Genomic DNA, 14,678 nt, shown 5'->3' on the forward strand with positions numbered 1-14,678 from the left:
GTCCGGAGCGGATGGCTCGGCGCGGGCCGGAAAAGGGCCTGCGCATGCCTCTCCAGTATTACCCCGGAACCCGGCGTCTCAGTCATCCGTGTGTCGCCCGACCCCTTGTGTCACCGGTCTCCGCACGTGGTCGACGGCGTACGCCGCCGTCAGTGTGACCACCACGGCCAGGCAGAAGCCGCCGATCGTGTCGGTCGGGTAGTGCGCGTGCTCCGCGACGAGCCCCACCGCGACGACTCCGGCGACGACGACCGTCACCAGTGCTCCGGCACCCACCACCAGCTCCCGCCGCTGCCGCACCATCCCGGCGACGACGAACGTGAGCGTCAGCGCCATGGCGGTCGCCCCGGCCGTGTGGCCACTCGGGAACGCGAGCTCCCCGGTCGGGATCGTGCGCCCGACCAGCGGCTTCAGCACCGTCTCGGCCAGCCCCGTGAGGCCCGGTCCCGACACTGCCAGCACCGCGAGGCGCCACTGCCGCCGCCGGGCGCACCAGGCGGCCGCCACGACCGCGACGGCGATCACCGTGATCGGCTCGCCCGCGGCGACCGCCAGGTTCGGCCACCGCCCCCGCAGCACGCGGTGGCCCGCGACCGACTGCTGGACCCACGCGTCGAACGACGTCGGCACGGCGGTGTGGTCGACCAGCACGGCGAGGGTGACGAGCAGGGCCGCGCACAGGGCGGTGGCGACGGCGGCGGGACGCCGCAGGCCCGTCGGCAGCAGCGGGGTGCCGGTCGTGGACGGTGGGGCCTGCGCGGACATGACGATCACGGTCACCACGGTAGGGAGCGGCCGGGAAGCAGCGGCCCAGGCGAAGGCCAACGCCGCGCAAGAAGTACCGGCGTCCGCCGACACGTGAGGCCGGCGGCGTCGGCCAGAATGCGGGCGTGGGACGCACCATCGCGGAACTGTCCTGGCCGGTGACGACCGAACGCCTGTCGCTGCGGCCGGCCACGGTCGACGACGCCGCGGCCGTCTTCGCCTACCGGACCCTCGACGAGGTCGGGCAGTGGCTGACACGGCTCCCGCGCGATCCCGGGGCGTGGCGGGTGCGGTTCGCGGAGCGGCTGCCGACGGCGATCGTCGTCGAGCGCGACGGCGCCGTCGTCGGCGACCTGTTCGTCCGCGTGCAGGACGCGTGGGCGCAGCACGAGGTCAAGGAGCGGGCGGTGGCCGCGGAGGCGGAGATCGGCTGGGCGCTCGACCCCCGGTCCGGCGGGCAGGGCCTCGCCACGGAGGCCGCGCGTGAGCTGCTGCGGATCTGCTTCGAGGGGCTGGGGGTGCGGCGGGTCTTCGCGATCTGCTTCGCCGCCAACGAGCCGTCGTGGCGGCTCATGGAACGGCTCGGGATGCGCCGCGAGCAGTACTCCCGGGCCGACTCGCTGCACCGCGACGGCAGGTGGCTCGACGGGATGACCTACGCGCTGCTGGCCGACGAGTGGGCCCGCGGACGGTGATCACCTGTCCGACCCGCCTCCCGGAGCGCCGTCGGGGTCGGTCTCGGCGGGCGAGGTCTCGGCGGGCGAGGTCTCGGCGGGCGAGGTCTCGGCGGGCGAGGTCTCCGTGGGCGAGGTCTCCGTGGGCGAGGTCTCGGTGGGGGTCGGCACGTCCGGGCCGGTGACCGTCGCCGACCGGCCGTACAGCCGGATCACGATGCCCGTCGAGAGGCCGTGGATCACGATGCTCGCCACGATGACGACGACCGTGACCGCGAGCACGAGGTCCTTCTCCGGCCCCGGCAGCTGGACGACGGCGAGCATCCCGAAGACCAGCGTCGCGATCCCGCGCGGCCCGACCCAGCCGATCGTGAGCCGGTCGCGGGTCGGGACGTCGGTGCCGACGAGCGACACCGCGACCGGCAGCACCCGCACGACGGTCAGCGCGAGCAGCGCGTAGACGATGACCTGCCAGGTGATCGAGCCGCGGGCCATCGTCTGGTTGACGATCGCGCCGAAGATGAACCACAGCGCGAGGGAGAGCATCTCGCCGATGTCCTCGACGAGGTTCAGGGTGCCCTTCGGCAGCCGGCGCGCCGCGGGTTCGAAGAACACCCCGGCGACGAATGCGGCGACGAACCCGTTGCCGCCCAGCTCGATCGCGGCGCCGTAGGCGAGCAGGGGCAGTGCGAACACCCCGATCCGCAGCGCGATCGGCTGGGTCCAGCCGGCGTCGAGGGCCTTCCCGAGCACGCGCGCCGCCAGCGCCCCGACGACCGCGCCGACGACGATCGCGACGGCGAGGGACGGGACGGCGCCGGCCGCGGCGTCGACGACGCTCTCCTCCCCGGCGGCGGATGCCCCGGCGATGGCGATCAGGAAGATCGGCGCGACGAGGCCGTCGTTGAGGCCGCTCTCGACGTTGATCAGCCGGCGTAGCCGTTCGGGGACCCGGCGGTCGCGGATGAACGCGGTGGCGGGGGCGAGGTCGACGGGGATGACGATCGTCGCCAGCACGGCGAGCAGCCACAGGCCGGCCCCACCGAGCAGCACGAACCCGGCCACCCACGCGAGGATCAGCGACAGCGGCAGCGCGATGAGCAGCAGCCGCAGCGTGATGCGCGGTTCGCGGCCGAGGAGCCCGCCGGGGACCTCCGTGGCGTCGACGAACAACAGGATCGCCAGGATGGCCTCGACGATGTGCTCGCCGGACTCGAAGTCGATCACGAAGGTGAAGATCGGGTCGGAGCCGGCGGTGAGCAGCATGCCGGCGACGAGCAGCGCGAGCGGCATCGTCACGCTGATCCGGGCGAGGCGGCCGGCGATGAGCGACCACGCCAGCAGGATCAGCATGATGATGACGAGCGCGAGCACTGCGTCCTCCTGTCGGGGCCCTGGGTCATCCTGGGTGGCCACCTGGAGGTCGCACAACGACACGCCGGTGTTAGGGGGAGGGGGCCCGTGGACCTGTTCGCCGGGGTCGCCGTCAGCGATCTGGGGCTCGCCGTCGCCTGGTTCGACCGGTTGCTGGGCGAGGTGGAGACGTTCGAGCCCAACGACACCGAGCACGTGTGGACGATCGCCGAGCACCGGCACGTCTACGTCGTGGTCCGGGCCGACGCCGCGGGCCACGCGATCGTGACCCTGTTCGTCGACGACCTGGACGGGTTCGTCGAGGCGGCCGCGGGCCGGGGGGTCGAGCCGGACTCACGGGAGACCTACGGTAACGACGTCCGCAAGGTGGTCTACCGCGACCCGGACGGCAACGAGATCGGCGTCGGCGGCGGACCGGTCTGACGTCGTCGCAGGATTTTCCGGGTGGTTGTCGATCCGGGTCGGCGCCGTTCGACCTGTGGGTGCGAGGGTCCGGACGGGACCCGACGAACAGGGAGAACCACCGTGAAGTACATGCTGATCATGCGGGCCACCGACGAGTCCTGGGCCGCCATGGGCGACATCGACTTCGACGAGATCATCGCGACGATGGGCCGCTACAACGACGAGATGATCCGCGCCGGGGTCCTCGTGGCCGCCGAGGGTCTGGACGACGCGGCGCAGGGCGTCGTCGTCGACTACTCGTCGCAGCCGCCGGTCGTCACCGACGGCCCCTACGGAGAGACCAAGGAGCTGTTCGGCGGCTTCTGGATCGTCGACGTCGCCTCCAAGGAGGAGGCCGTGGAATGGGCCACGCGCGCCCCCATGCAGGGCCCGGGCGTCAAGACCGAGATCCGGCGCGTGACGTCGATCGACGAGTTCCCGCAGGACAACGAGTGGATCCAGAAGGAGAAGGCGTGGCGCGAGGCCACCGGCCAGCGCTGACCGGGCCGGCCGCCGAGATCGTCTCCGGGGTCGAACCGGATGGCTGACCCCACGGGCCGCCAGGCCGTCACGGCGGTCTGGCGGATCGAGTCGGCGCGGATCGTCGGTGCGCTCACCCGGTACACCGGCGACTTCGCGCTGGCCGAGGACCTCGCGCAGGAGGCCCTGGCCGAGGCGCTCGTCTCCTGGCCGCGCGACGGGGTGCCCCGCAACCCGGCGGGCTGGCTCCTGACGACGGGCCGGCGCCGCGCGATCGACGCGTTCCGCCGCCGCTCGGCCCGCGACGAGCGCTACGCAGCCCTCGCACACGGCCTCGGCGAGGGCGGCGTCGTCACCGGCGGCGAGCCCACCGACCCGGCCGGGGAGGCCGACGACATGCTGTGGGACCCCGACCAGATCGACGACGACGTCCTCGCGCTCATGTTCGTCTCCTGCCATCCGGTGCTGTCGCGGGAGGCGCAGGTCGCGCTGACCCTGCGGGTGGTGGCCGGGCTGACCAGCGACGAGATCGCCAAGGCGTTCCTGGTGCCGACGGCGACCGTGCAGGCCCGCATCACCCGGGCCAAGAAGACGCTCGGGGCGACGCGGGTTCCTTTCGAGGTCCCGGGCGCCGACGAGCGCCGAGCTCGGCTGGGGTCGGTGCTCAGCGTCGTCTACCTGATCTTCACCGAGGGTTCGTCGGCCAGCTCAGGTGACGACCTCATCCGGCTCGACCTCGCCGCCGAGGCCCAGCGCCTCACCCGGGTGCTGGCGCGGCTCGTGCCCGCCGAGCCGGAGGTGCACGGCCTGCTGGCTCTGCTGGAGCTGACGGCGGCACGGTTCCCCGCCCGCACCGGTCCCGACGGCGAGCCGGTGCTGCTCGCCGACCAGGACCGCCGACGGTGGGACCGGTCGGCGATCCGCCGTGGCCGGGCGGCGCTGGCCCGGGCCGGGCAGGTCGGGAAGGGGCTCGGCGCCTACGGGGTACAGGCGGCGATCGCGGAGTGCCACGCCGTCGCCGGATCCGTCACGGCCACCGACTGGGACCGCGTCGTCGTGCTCTACGAAGCGCTCGGGCGGCTCGCGCCGTCACCGGTCGTCGAGCTCAACCGGGCGGTGGCGGTGTCGATGGCGCAGGGTCCCGCCGTCGCGCTGCGGATCGTCGACGACCTCGCCGCGGGCGGTGCGCTGGACGGCTCCCACCTGCTGCCGACGGTCCGCGGCGAGCTGCTCATCCGCCTCCGGCGCACCGGCGAGGCGCGCGCAGAGCTCGTGCGCGCGGTGGCATCGTGCGGCAACGAGCGGGAGCGTGCGGTGCTGCAACGCAAGCTCGCCGACCTGGGCTGACGGGACGCGTCCCCCGGTCGGCCGACCCAGGGGTCGTCCCGGGCATCGGCCGGCCGCCCGACCGTGTCCGGGCTGTCGCCGGGAGAGGGTCGACGCAACCGATCCGACCGGGAGACCCGCCATGATCACCTCGACCCTGCGCTCTCCGGCCCCGCTCCCGCGCCGCGACGACCGCCCTTTGCGGAACGGTGCTGCCGGGCACCGCGCTGCCGGGGACCGCACTGTCCGGGACGGTGCTGTCGGGGACCGCGCCGTCCGGGACCGCGCCGTCCGGGACCGCCCGGTGTGGCTGGTCGGGTGCGACCTCGCGGCCGTGCTGCTGCTGGCCGTCGAGGGCGGGGTGATGGCCGTCGCGGCCGGGTTCGGCCTGGTCGGCGTCCTCGCCGTCGCGTTCGTGTCGTCGCTGGGCGGCGGCCTGGTCCGCGACCTCGTCGTGCAGCGGCACCCGCCGGCCGCGCTGGGGTCCGTCGTCTACCCGGCGACCGCCCTGGCCGGCGGGCTGGTCGCTGCGTTCGCCCACGAGCCGCTGGCGGTGCTGCTGCCCGACACCCGGGCACCGTTCGACGCCGCGGCGCTCGGCCTGCTGTGCGTCACCGGGGCGGTGATCGCGCTCGACCGGCACATGTCGACCCTCGGTGCCGTGCTCCTCGGGACGGTGAGCGCCGTCGGTGGGGGCGTCATCCGCGACATGATGACCGGTGCGGTCCCGGTGGCGCTGCACCACGACGTCAGCGCGGTCGCCACGGCTGCCGGCGCGACCGTCACCGTCGTGGCGCTGCGATGCCGGGCGCCGCGCCCACTGGCGGCCGTGTCGGGCGTCGTGACGTGCGCGGTCCTGTCGCTGGTCGCGACGTACCTGGGCTGGCGGCTCCCGGCGATGACCGGCTGACCGCACCCCTCCGCAGGAGTGGGGTCTGCACCCTCGGGTCCGGGGGTCTGCTCGATCCACGTCGTGGCAGCAAACGGGCAAAGTTCTTCTCAGCGAAGGAACGACACAAACCGAGAAGGAGCCCCCGACATGTTCAAGAGCACCTGCCCCTCCAAGTCCCGCGACGACTACGACAACGACAAGTGGGACGGCGGCTACGGCGGCACGAACGACAAGTGGGGCGACGACAAGTGGGGCGGCGGCTACGGCAGCGGCAAGGGCGAGTGGAACGACTGCGACGACAAGTACAGCAAGTACGACGACTGCGACGACAAGTACGGCAGGTACGAGGACTGCAACGACAAGTGGGACAGCGGTTGCGGCGGCAAGGACGACTACGTCTACAACTGAGCGACACGGTTCGGGTGCTGGGACGGACCGGTGGTCGGGCATCCGTGGGGGGTGCCGGTCACCGGGAGGGACCCGGCGGGGGAGACATCCACCATGCGCGTCGCTGTGCGTGCAGGTCAGGCGCTGCGCGGGCCGTAGGTCAGGTGCACGACCTGGTTGGTGTACGCCTCGCACCCGAGCAGGTTCAGCGCGTTCTCGGTGCCCTCCGGGAACAGCTTCGGGCCGGTGCCCAGCGCAACCGGGTAGACGAACAGGTGCAGCTCGTCGACGAGCCCGTCGGCGAGCATGGCCCGCACCAACGTGCCGCTGCCGCTGACGTAGATGTCGCCGTCGGTATCGGCCTTCAGGCCCCGCAGCGTGTCGACGTCGTATGCGCCGATCAGGTGTGAGTTGTCCCAGCCCTCGCTGCTGGTCAGCGACCCGGACACGACGTGCTTCGGCGAGTTGTTGAAGAACGGGACGCCGGGGTCGTCGGCGTCGCTGCGGGCCGACCACGCCGGGCCCATCTCGACCCAGGTCGTGCGGCCGAGCAGGATCGCGCTCGCGCTGCCGGTGATCGCGGCGAGCGAGGCCATCATCTCGTCGGTGAACGGGTACTCGAACGTCCACATCGGAGCACCGATGCAGCCGTCGAGGGTGATGAACTCGTGGACCTTGATGGCGCCCATGGGAGTGCTCCTTCGTCTCTCTGATGCCGTCGGGGGGCGAAGTGTGTCGTCAGGGGAGACCGTGGCCGGCCGGCGAACTCATCGGCCGTCGCGAAGCCTGCCCGGAACTCGATCAAAGGTTCGATGTTTCATGTGTCCATCGCGTCAGTCGTCGCCGTAGATCCCGTCGCCGTAGATCCCGTCGCCGGCGATCGCGTCGAGGTCCGACACGTCGATCCGGGTGTAGGTGTCGCGCAGCGCGGTGAGGTGCACCCGCATGGCCCGGCTCGCGGCGGCGGGGTTGCCGTCGCGGACGTGCTCGAGGATCTCGGCGTGCTCGTCGGCGACGCGGCGCCAGAAGTCCGCGCCCGCGCGGTCGCGCAGGAACCGGTCGCGCATCACGGTGAAGATGGGCCGGGCGACGACCTCGAGCAGCGGGTTCTCGGTCGCCTGCAGCAGCAGGACGTGGAACCGGCTGTTGGTCGACCAGTCGACCTCCTTGCCGTCGGCGGCGTCGCCGGCCACGACGACGGTCGCGGCGAGCCGGTCGAGATCGGCCTCGCTGCGGTGCCGCGCCGCCAGGCCCGCGCCCGGGACCTCGATCATCGTGCGTACCTGCAGCAGCTGACCGACGGAGAGCCGGCTGCGCGACAGCAGGCTGATCGAGGTCTGCAGGTAGTCGGCGACGTCATCGGTCGACGGTTCGGCGACGAAGGTCCCGCCACCCACCCCTCGCGCCGACGTCAGCAGCTTCTGCGTCGACAGCACGCGCAGCGCCTCCCGCAGCGTGCCGCGGCTGACGGCCATCCGCTCGGTCAGCTCGCCCTCGGACGGCAGCCGGTCACCCGGGCGGAGCTCGCCCGTGACGATCATCGTGCGGAGCTCGTCGGCGACCCGTTCGTACTCGAGCCGCCTGCTCCCCGGCGCGGACATGGGCACAGACGCTAGCCGACCCCCGGTCGAGCGAACTCATGCACGAGTGTTGACGAACAAAAGTCAGACGTTTAGCGTCGATTGCCGAGCGTGGGCCGACGACAAGGGTGTGGGACGGGGCGCGAGGGTGACGGTCAGGGCAGGGTGGCAGGGCCGGTTCTACGAGGACTTCGAGATCGGCGACGTCTACCGGCATCCGCTGGGGCGCACCGTCGAGACCGCCGACAACACCTGGTTCACGCTGCTGACGATGAACACGAACCAGGCCCATTTCAACGCGCAGGTCGGCGAGGGCTCGGAGTTCGGACAGCGGCTGGTGGTCTCCACGCTGACGCTCGCCATCGCCATCGGACAGAGCGTCACCGACCTGACCCAGAACGCCTTCGCGAACCTCGGCCTCGACGCCGTGAAGTTCAGCCACCCGGTCTTCGCCGGTGACACCCTCTGGTCGGAGTCGCAGGTCGTCGCGGCGCGGGAGTCGGCGTCACGACCCGATGCCGGGATCGTCGAGGTCTACACCCGCACGCTCAACCAGGACGGCGCCGTCGTCTGCTCGTTCGAGCGGACGTTCTACGTGCACAAGAAGGGCGCGGCCCGTGGCGCGTCCCGGTTCCCGACCGCCGAGGAACCGATGCCCTTGATTCGGGCCGAACCCCGGTCGTAGGCCGGCCCCGACTTCGACGCCGAGAGGGAGATCGACGATGACCGCCACCGGTGAGCTGGTCGAGGAGCTGCTCTACATCGACGGGGAGCGAGTCCCGGCGAAGGAGTGCGGCACCGTCGAGAGCATCAACCCCTACCTCGGCAAACCGTGCTGGAACGACGTGTGGAACGAGCGCATCTCGGTCGACTTCGCGCGCAGGGCCTACGGCGTCGTGATCGACCCGCAGACCCTGGAGGTCGACGAGACCGCGACCGAGGGCCTGTCTGACCTGCCCGAACTGCGGCAGCGACGACATCAGGCGCTACCCGATCGCCAACCACCTCGGGCCGCGCATCGCGACGACGTGCCAGAAGTGCCCGACCTCGCTGAAGGTCGAGCGGCCGACCGAGGCGGACAACTGGCCGCCGTTCCGGTCGGTCACCCACGACTGGCCCGCCTCACCCGGCGAGCGGGCCGCCCGCGACGCACTCTTGCGTGAGCTGAGCGACAACAGCTGAGGTGTCCCGGCCGACGACGACGTCGGCCACGACCGGAAAGGACGTGACGCATGACCACGGGACGTCTGGCCTACATGCCGAAACCCGGGAGCGTCGAGCTCCGCGAGTACGACCTGCCCACGCCCGAACAGGGCGCCCTGCTCCTCGAGACCGTCGCGGCCGGCGTGTGCGGCTCGGACGTTCACATGTTCGCCGACAAGCACCCCCTCAAGTCGATCGTGCTGGGCCACGAGGTGATCGGGCGCGTCGTCGACCCGTCGACGCGGCCGACCGACTCCGCCGGGGCCGAGCTGCACCCCGGCGACCTCGTGTCCGTCGTCTACTTCGCGTTCTGCCAGCACTGCCGGCAGTGCCGGGCCGGCCGGACGCACCTGTGCGAGAACTCCTACAACCACTGGATCGCCTCGCCCGACGACTTCCCGCACTTCACCGGGACCTTCGGCACGCACTACTACGTCGGACGGTTCCAGCACGTGTTCAAGGTGCCGGAGAACGTCAGCCCGCTCGCGGCCGTGAGCGCCAACTGCGCGCTCGCCCAGGTCTCGGCCGGCATCGACCGCGGGAAGGTCACGGCCGGGGACACTGTCGTCATCCAGGGTGCGGGTGGCCTCGGGCTGTGGGGCGTCGCGGTGGCGAAGGAGCGCGGGGCACGCGTGATCGTCGTCGACGCGGTGCAGCGCCGCCTCGACGCGGCGAAGGCCTTCGGTGCCGACGAGACCGTGTCCTTCGAGGACGCGCCCGAGGCCGCCGACCGGATCGCGCGGGTCCGGGAGCTCACCGACGGCGGCGCCGACGTGGCGCTGGAACTCACCGGAGTCGGGTCGGCGGTGGTCGAGGGCATCGAGATGGTCCGCCCCGGCGCCACCTACATCGAGATCGGCAACGTCATGCCCGGTGTCGAGATCACCCTCGACATCGGCTCGATGACGCGGCGCGCGGTGACGATCCACCCGGTCATCCGGTACCACCAGCGGTTCCTCAAGGGCGGTCTGGACTTCATCTCGCGCAACGTCGGCAAGCTGCCGTTCGACCAGCTCATCGACGCGACCTACCCGCTCGACGACGTCGCGCAGGCATTGGAGGACTCCAAGGCGCGCAAGGTCAACCGCGCCGCTCTGACCATGACGTCCTGACGTGGCGGGCGGGGTCAGGTCCGGCGGCGGCCTGCCCCGCCTCGCGGGCGGTAGGTGGCGCCGGCGTCCTCGAGCAGCCGGCGGACCCGGCCGATGCTGTAGCCGGTCTCGGCGCACAGCTCACGGACGCTCTTGCCGGTCTCGTACCGCTTTCGCAGCTCGGCGCCGAGCGTCGAACGCTGCGCGTCCGACAGGCGCTGGCCGCGCTTCAGGTCCGGAGTCTTGGCCATGTGCGGATCTTCCTCCCGTGACGAGCGGGGATCCAGTGTTCGGCGAGGTCAGCGGTATGCCGGGTAGACACGGCCGCGTGGCGTGACCCCCGCGTCCGACTCGTTGCCCCAGACGGTCCATCCCGGACGCGGGTAACGGGCGAACAGCTCCAGGTACGGGCCGGGGGAGCAGTCCTCGATCAGCCCGTACGCCTCGTCGGGCTTGCGGGAGTGCTCCCGCTTGCGCGTCTCGATCATGTTGACCTGCCGCCGGCCGGGGTCGAGAGTGCGCAGCGAGCCGCGCACCCCGAAGAGGATCAGCTCGGTGACGTTGCGGAAGTAGAACCCGACGCCCCGCCCGTCGGGGCCGCCGTCCTTGCGCCGCTTGGCCCACACGATGTTCGACACGTAGCGGTAGCCCCACGCCTCCATCACGGCGAGGCCGTCGGGCAGCAGCGCGTTGGGCACCCACAGGTAAAGGTGCGAGTTGTCGGCGACGACGTCGACGACGGGGAGCGTCTCGATGTCGGCGGTGCTCATCGTGTCGTAGCGGTCGAGGCGGCGGTGCTCGGGCGCGACCTTCCCGGTGCGGTTGGCGAACCGCCACGGCGGGTCGGCGTAGACGGTGGCCCAGCCGCCGCCGACCGACGGGAGTGCGGCGATCGCGGCGGGGCCTGTGTCGACGCGCAGCGGCGCGGCCCGACGCCGGCCGGCGGTGGGATCGTCGACGGTCGTCACCGCTCGATTGTCACCGAGATCCGGAGCGGGCGGGGGATGCGAGCGCGGCGAGCCGCTGTGCGAGTGAGCCGAGCTGCTCCCGGATCTCCGGCGGCGACGACGTACATCAGCTCGGAGCCCAGAAGTGCCGGGTCGCGCCGTCCGCCGCGTCGCCGTCCCGCGGGTCGCGGCGCAACACGTCGAGCATCGGCAGCTGCTGCGCGCCGTCGGGCGTCTCGGCCCGGTGGTCATGGTTGAACGTCGTGCCCGCCGACGACACGACCCGCAGGTTGCGCCGGCCCGCGGGCGTCGAGATGCGCCGGCGCGGCCGCGATCGGCTCCATCACGCCGACCGCCACCGCGACCCGCTGGTCGGAGTGGCGGACGACGCCGTCGATCCGGAGTGCCCGAACTCATCGCTCGGACGCCGACACGCGAAACGGCGCGCCCCTCCACAGGCCGCCTCGTCGAGGCCGGTGGCAGGACGCGCCGTCGGTGGAACCGTGGGTCAGCTGACCCCGAGGCCCTGGACCTGCGTCGGGTTGGACGCCAGCGCGGCGACCTGGGCCGGGTCCACCGTCGGCGGGGCCGGGACGACCGCATTGCTGTTCACGAAGTCAGCCGGGCTGATCGCCGTCGGGTCCGGGAGGCCGGTGCCCTGCGTGTTCGCGACCGGGGCAAGGGCCTCGGTCGGGAGCGGCGGCAGCGCGGGCAGCGCGTCGGCGGGGCCGGGCAGCGACGACAGCGCGTCCGTGCCCGGAACCGGCGGGAGCTGCGGGACGCCCGGGAGGGCGCTGTTCACGGCGACGTCGTCGGAGGAAGCGTCGTCGGACGAGTCGGCGTCGGCGTCATCGGCCGAGGTGTCGACGGTCGGCGCCTCGAACGAGAAGGCCGGCGGCAGTGCGTCGGCGCCGGGGAGTGCGTCGGTGCCGGGGAGAGCGGGAAGAGCGTCGGCGCCGGGGAGGGCGTCGGCACCGGGAAGCGCGGGGAGGGCCGGGAGCGCCGGGGCCGCGAAGGCCGGGGCAGCGAGGGCCGCACCGAGCGCCGCGATGCCCGCGGCGGTCACGGTGGTGCGCAGGGTGCGCCGAGCGAGGCTGCTCATCGCAGGTGGATCCTTCCGATCGGGGGGTCTCGGACGTTTGCGACGGTGATCTGCACACCCAACGAACCCCCGCGCATACGGTTGTCCCGGCAAGTTGGTTTTCACCCGTTCCGGTGGCAGTGAAAGCGCAGGTCGGAGCGTTTTCACCGATCCGGATGACTGTGTGCGACTTGACCTTCGGAGATCCACAAGACCGTTCGGGTCCGACTGCGCCATCATCTGGGTGTGCGGGGGAACGGATGGCTGCGGGCCGGGATCGCCGGCGTCGGCGCGGGACTGGGTGCCGGCGTACTCGGCGTCGGCTGGTTCTACTCGAGCGTCCTGCTCGACACCCGGCAGCGGCTCGTGCTGCCCGAGCTGGTCCTCGACGTCGGCGACGGCACCGTGACGCTGCGCCGGTCACGGCTCGTCGAGCAGCCCGGTGTGTGGGGCCTGCGCTGGGCCGACGGCCTCGCCGTCATGGGGCCCGTGCTGCGCACCGAGCGCGACCGCGTCGTCCGGACCCTCGAGGAGGGGCCGGTCCCGCCGCCCGGCACGGCCGCCGTCGTCGACACCGGGCCCTACGACCCCGACCCCGGCGCCCGCGGACTCGCGTTCACCGAGGTCGCGATCCCGACGCCGCTCGGAGCCGCCCCGGCATGGTCGGTCCCGGCCGCCGATCCCGGCGCTCCCTGGATCGTCCACGTCCACGGCCGCGGCGGCGCCCGCCGCGAAGCACTCCGCATCCTGCCGGCGCTGCACCGCGCCGGGTGGTCCCAGCTCGTCATCTCCTACCGCAACGACGACGTCGCCCCGCCCAGCCCCGACGGCCACTACCACCTCGGCGACACCGAGTGGGAGGACCTCGAGGCCGCGGTCCGCCACCTCGTCGCCGGTGGGGCGTCGCGGGTCGCGCTGTTCTGCTGGTCGATGGGCGCCGCGATCTCGGGCGCCTTCCTCGACCGGTCGTCGGAGGCGGGACGCATCGAGGCCGCCGTGTGGGACGCCCCCCTTGTCGACTGGCGCGCCACCCTGCGCCAGCAGGCCCGCAACCGGAAGCTCCCGCCCGCGCTCACCCCCGTGGCCGCCGGCTGGACCCGCCGCCGCATCGGGATCGACTTCGACCGGTTCGCGCTGCGCGAGAGCCCGCCCGCCGTCCGGCCGCCGACGTTCATCGTGCACAGCTCGCCCGACACCGCCGTGCCGATCGCGTCCAGCCGGATGCTCGTCGAAGCGGCCCCGGCCATCGGCTGGGACGTCGAGCTGCTGGAGGTGCCCGGCGTCGAGCACACGTCGTCGTGGAACGCCGACCCGGCGCGCTACGAGCGGGCCGTGGTCGAGTTCCTACGACGGCGGCTGGGACCCGGGCAGGCCGGTCAGCTCGACGAGTGACCGTTGCGGGCGGCCGCCGACGGTGTCGGCGTCGCCGGAGCGGCCTGCGTCGCACCCTCGCCGCCCGCCGTGGGGGTCCCCGGCACCGCACGGACCGGCTCGTCGACCTGCTGCGGGCGCCGCGACAGGACCGCCCACAGCCCCACCGCGACCGCCGCGGCGATGCCCCCGGCCACGAACCAGCGCCACTTCCGGGACGGCGGCTCCGGCTCGATCCGGGAGGCCAGCTCCTGCCGGACCTCGGTCAACGCCTCGGCCGCCACCTCCGCCAGCCGGCGCGCTCCCTCGGCGACGGCGCCGCCCCCCACCTCCACGCGGTCCCGCACGTCCGCGACCGCGTCCGACGCGAGCTCGCCGAGGGACCCGCCGATCGCGGCGAGGTGATCCGGGGCATTCCTGGTCGTCCTCATGCTCGCCATCATCCACCGACCTGCTTCCCGCGTGGGCGTCCGTTTCCGGTGCTGGCACGATGGGGTATGTGACTGACCCAGGCAACTCGAAGCAGACCGCGACCCTGCGGACGTCCGAGGGCGACATCCGGATCACGCTGTTCCCGGACCACGCTCCCAAGACCGTGGACAACTTCGTCGGTCTCGCGACGGGCACCAAGGACTACAGCCAGCCCAACGCCAGCGGTGGCGACAGCGGACCGTTCTACGACGGCTCCGTCTTCCACCGCGTGATCAGCGGATTCATGATCCAGGGCGGTGACCCGACCGGCACCGGTCGCGGCGGCCCCGGCTACCAGTTCGGCGACGAGTTCCACCCGGAGCTGCAGTTCGACCGGCCGTACCTGCTGGCCATGGCCAACGCCGGTCCGGGCACCAACGGCTCGCAGTTCTTCCTCACCGTCGGCCCGACGCCGCACCTCAACCGGCGCCACACGATCTTCGGCGAGGTGGCCGACGCCGAGTCGCGCGCCATCGTCGACGCCATCGCGGGCACCTCGACCGACCGCTCGGACCGGCCGCTCACCCCGATCGTCATCCAGACCATCGAGGTCTCCTAGCAACAGCTCACCCACCAGTCGGAGAGGCGCGAC

General features: G+C 72.5%; 20 protein-coding genes. 11 read left to right on the forward strand and 9 right to left on the reverse strand.

Going from position 1 to position 14,678, the window contains the following annotated elements:
• Nucleotides 1-78 precede the first annotated feature (78 nt).
• A complete protein-coding gene (locus TOK_RS06510; protein ID WP_253258223.1) occupies nucleotides 79-765 on the reverse strand; it encodes a phosphatase PAP2 family protein in 687 nt (228 codons plus the stop codon).
• Between the two features lie 125 nt (nucleotides 766-890).
• Here TOK_RS06510 and TOK_RS06515 point away from each other — a divergent pair, with 125 nt between their 5' ends.
• The gene (locus TOK_RS06515; RefSeq protein WP_216361875.1) at nucleotides 891-1,460 is read left to right on the forward strand and encodes a GNAT family N-acetyltransferase; all 570 of its coding nucleotides are present in this window, start codon (nucleotides 891-893) and stop codon (nucleotides 1,458-1,460) included.
• Here TOK_RS06515 and TOK_RS06520 read toward each other — a convergent pair whose 3' ends face one another.
• Complete coding sequence (locus TOK_RS06520) at nucleotides 1,461-2,813, reverse strand: cation:proton antiporter (RefSeq protein ID WP_098956893.1); 1,353 nt, start codon at nucleotides 2,811-2,813, stop codon at nucleotides 1,461-1,463. It lies immediately after the preceding gene.
• Between the two features lie 87 nt (nucleotides 2,814-2,900).
• Here TOK_RS06520 and TOK_RS06525 point away from each other — a divergent pair, with 87 nt between their 5' ends.
• The 5 genes from TOK_RS06525 (at nucleotide 2,901) to TOK_RS06545 (ending at nucleotide 6,363) form a co-directional block, all read left to right on the forward strand.
• Entirely contained in the window at nucleotides 2,901-3,236 is a 336-nt protein-coding gene (locus TOK_RS06525) for a VOC family protein (RefSeq protein ID WP_098956894.1), read from the forward strand.
• 102 nt (nucleotides 3,237-3,338) lie between these two features.
• Nucleotides 3,339-3,758 carry a YciI family protein gene (locus TOK_RS06530; protein ID WP_098956895.1) on the forward strand — a complete coding sequence of 140 codons (420 nt, stop codon included), beginning with the start codon at nucleotides 3,339-3,341 and terminating at the stop codon, nucleotides 3,756-3,758.
• A 39-nt stretch (nucleotides 3,759-3,797) separates the two neighbouring features.
• Nucleotides 3,798-5,084 carry an RNA polymerase sigma factor gene (locus TOK_RS06535; protein ID WP_098956896.1) on the forward strand — a complete coding sequence of 429 codons (1,287 nt, stop codon included), beginning with the start codon at nucleotides 3,798-3,800 and terminating at the stop codon, nucleotides 5,082-5,084.
• A gap of 283 nt (nucleotides 5,085-5,367) precedes the next feature.
• The gene (locus TOK_RS06540; protein WP_141566284.1) at nucleotides 5,368-5,973 is read left to right on the forward strand and encodes a trimeric intracellular cation channel family protein; all 606 of its coding nucleotides are present in this window, start codon (nucleotides 5,368-5,370) and stop codon (nucleotides 5,971-5,973) included.
• A 129-nt stretch (nucleotides 5,974-6,102) separates the two neighbouring features.
• Nucleotides 6,103-6,363, forward strand: coding sequence for a hypothetical protein (locus TOK_RS06545; RefSeq protein WP_098956898.1), 261 nt, complete (start codon nucleotides 6,103-6,105; stop codon nucleotides 6,361-6,363).
• 116 nt (nucleotides 6,364-6,479) lie between these two features.
• On the opposite strand, the gene TOK_RS06550 is transcribed toward TOK_RS06545, so the two are convergent.
• Together TOK_RS06550 and TOK_RS06555 are read right to left on the reverse strand one after the other, a co-directional pair.
• A complete protein-coding gene (locus tag TOK_RS06550; protein WP_098956899.1) occupies nucleotides 6,480-7,031 on the reverse strand; it encodes a dihydrofolate reductase family protein in 552 nt (183 codons plus the stop codon).
• Between the two features lie 144 nt (nucleotides 7,032-7,175).
• Nucleotides 7,176-7,943: a FadR/GntR family transcriptional regulator gene (locus TOK_RS06555; RefSeq protein WP_098956900.1), complete on the reverse strand. Its 768-nt coding sequence runs from the start codon at nucleotides 7,941-7,943 to the stop codon at nucleotides 7,176-7,178.
• 127 nt (nucleotides 7,944-8,070) lie between these two features.
• On the opposite strand from TOK_RS06555, the gene TOK_RS06560 reads away from it, so the two are divergent.
• The 3 genes from TOK_RS06560 (at nucleotide 8,071) to TOK_RS06570 (ending at nucleotide 10,237) form a co-directional block, all read left to right on the forward strand.
• Nucleotides 8,071-8,607, forward strand: coding sequence for a MaoC family dehydratase (locus tag TOK_RS06560; protein ID WP_253258216.1), 537 nt, complete (start codon nucleotides 8,071-8,073; stop codon nucleotides 8,605-8,607).
• A 37-nt stretch (nucleotides 8,608-8,644) separates the two neighbouring features.
• The gene (locus TOK_RS06565) at nucleotides 8,645-9,085 is read left to right on the forward strand and encodes a hypothetical protein (RefSeq protein ID WP_098956902.1); all 441 of its coding nucleotides are present in this window, start codon (nucleotides 8,645-8,647) and stop codon (nucleotides 9,083-9,085) included.
• Nucleotides 9,086-9,154: 69 nt separating this feature from the next.
• Entirely contained in the window at nucleotides 9,155-10,237 is a 1,083-nt protein-coding gene (locus tag TOK_RS06570; protein ID WP_098956903.1) for a zinc-binding dehydrogenase, read from the forward strand.
• Nucleotides 10,238-10,251: 14 nt separating this feature from the next.
• Here the strand turns inward: TOK_RS06570 and TOK_RS06575 are convergent, their stop codons facing one another.
• The 4 genes from TOK_RS06575 to TOK_RS06585 all read right to left on the reverse strand — a co-directional run bounded on the left by TOK_RS06575 (nucleotide 10,252) and on the right by TOK_RS06585 (nucleotide 12,265).
• Entirely contained in the window at nucleotides 10,252-10,467 is a 216-nt protein-coding gene (locus tag TOK_RS06575; RefSeq protein ID WP_098956904.1) for a helix-turn-helix domain-containing protein, read from the reverse strand.
• 48 nt (nucleotides 10,468-10,515) lie between these two features.
• Complete coding sequence (locus TOK_RS06580; protein ID WP_253258217.1) at nucleotides 10,516-11,184, reverse strand: MT-A70 family methyltransferase; 669 nt, start codon at nucleotides 11,182-11,184, stop codon at nucleotides 10,516-10,518.
• Between the two features lie 106 nt (nucleotides 11,185-11,290).
• Nucleotides 11,291-11,443: a hypothetical protein gene (locus TOK_RS32405; protein WP_172457445.1), complete on the reverse strand. Its 153-nt coding sequence runs from the start codon at nucleotides 11,441-11,443 to the stop codon at nucleotides 11,291-11,293.
• A gap of 228 nt (nucleotides 11,444-11,671) precedes the next feature.
• Nucleotides 11,672-12,265: a hypothetical protein gene (locus TOK_RS06585; RefSeq protein ID WP_098956905.1), complete on the reverse strand. Its 594-nt coding sequence runs from the start codon at nucleotides 12,263-12,265 to the stop codon at nucleotides 11,672-11,674.
• Between the two features lie 225 nt (nucleotides 12,266-12,490).
• Between TOK_RS06585 and TOK_RS06590 the strand changes: the two genes are divergently transcribed.
• A complete protein-coding gene (locus tag TOK_RS06590) occupies nucleotides 12,491-13,636 on the forward strand; it encodes a S9 family peptidase (RefSeq protein WP_253258218.1) in 1,146 nt (381 codons plus the stop codon).
• Here TOK_RS06590 and TOK_RS06595 read toward each other — a convergent pair.
• On the reverse strand, nucleotides 13,621-14,046 hold the full coding sequence (locus TOK_RS06595; protein ID WP_141566285.1) for a hypothetical protein: 426 nt from the start codon (nucleotides 14,044-14,046) through the stop codon (nucleotides 13,621-13,623). The two genes, TOK_RS06590 and TOK_RS06595, sit on opposite strands and share 16 nt — an antisense overlap.
• Nucleotides 14,047-14,105: 59 nt before the next feature.
• On the opposite strand from TOK_RS06595, the gene TOK_RS06600 reads away from it, so the two are divergent.
• Nucleotides 14,106-14,645 carry a peptidylprolyl isomerase gene (locus TOK_RS06600; RefSeq protein WP_098956907.1) on the forward strand — a complete coding sequence of 180 codons (540 nt, stop codon included), beginning with the start codon at nucleotides 14,106-14,108 and terminating at the stop codon, nucleotides 14,643-14,645.
• Nucleotides 14,646-14,678 lie beyond the last annotated feature (33 nt).

It is taken from the genome of Pseudonocardia sp. N23 (assembly GCF_002583555.1).
In the GTDB taxonomy this organism is placed as follows: Bacteria; Actinomycetota; Actinomycetes; order Mycobacteriales; family Pseudonocardiaceae; genus Pseudonocardia.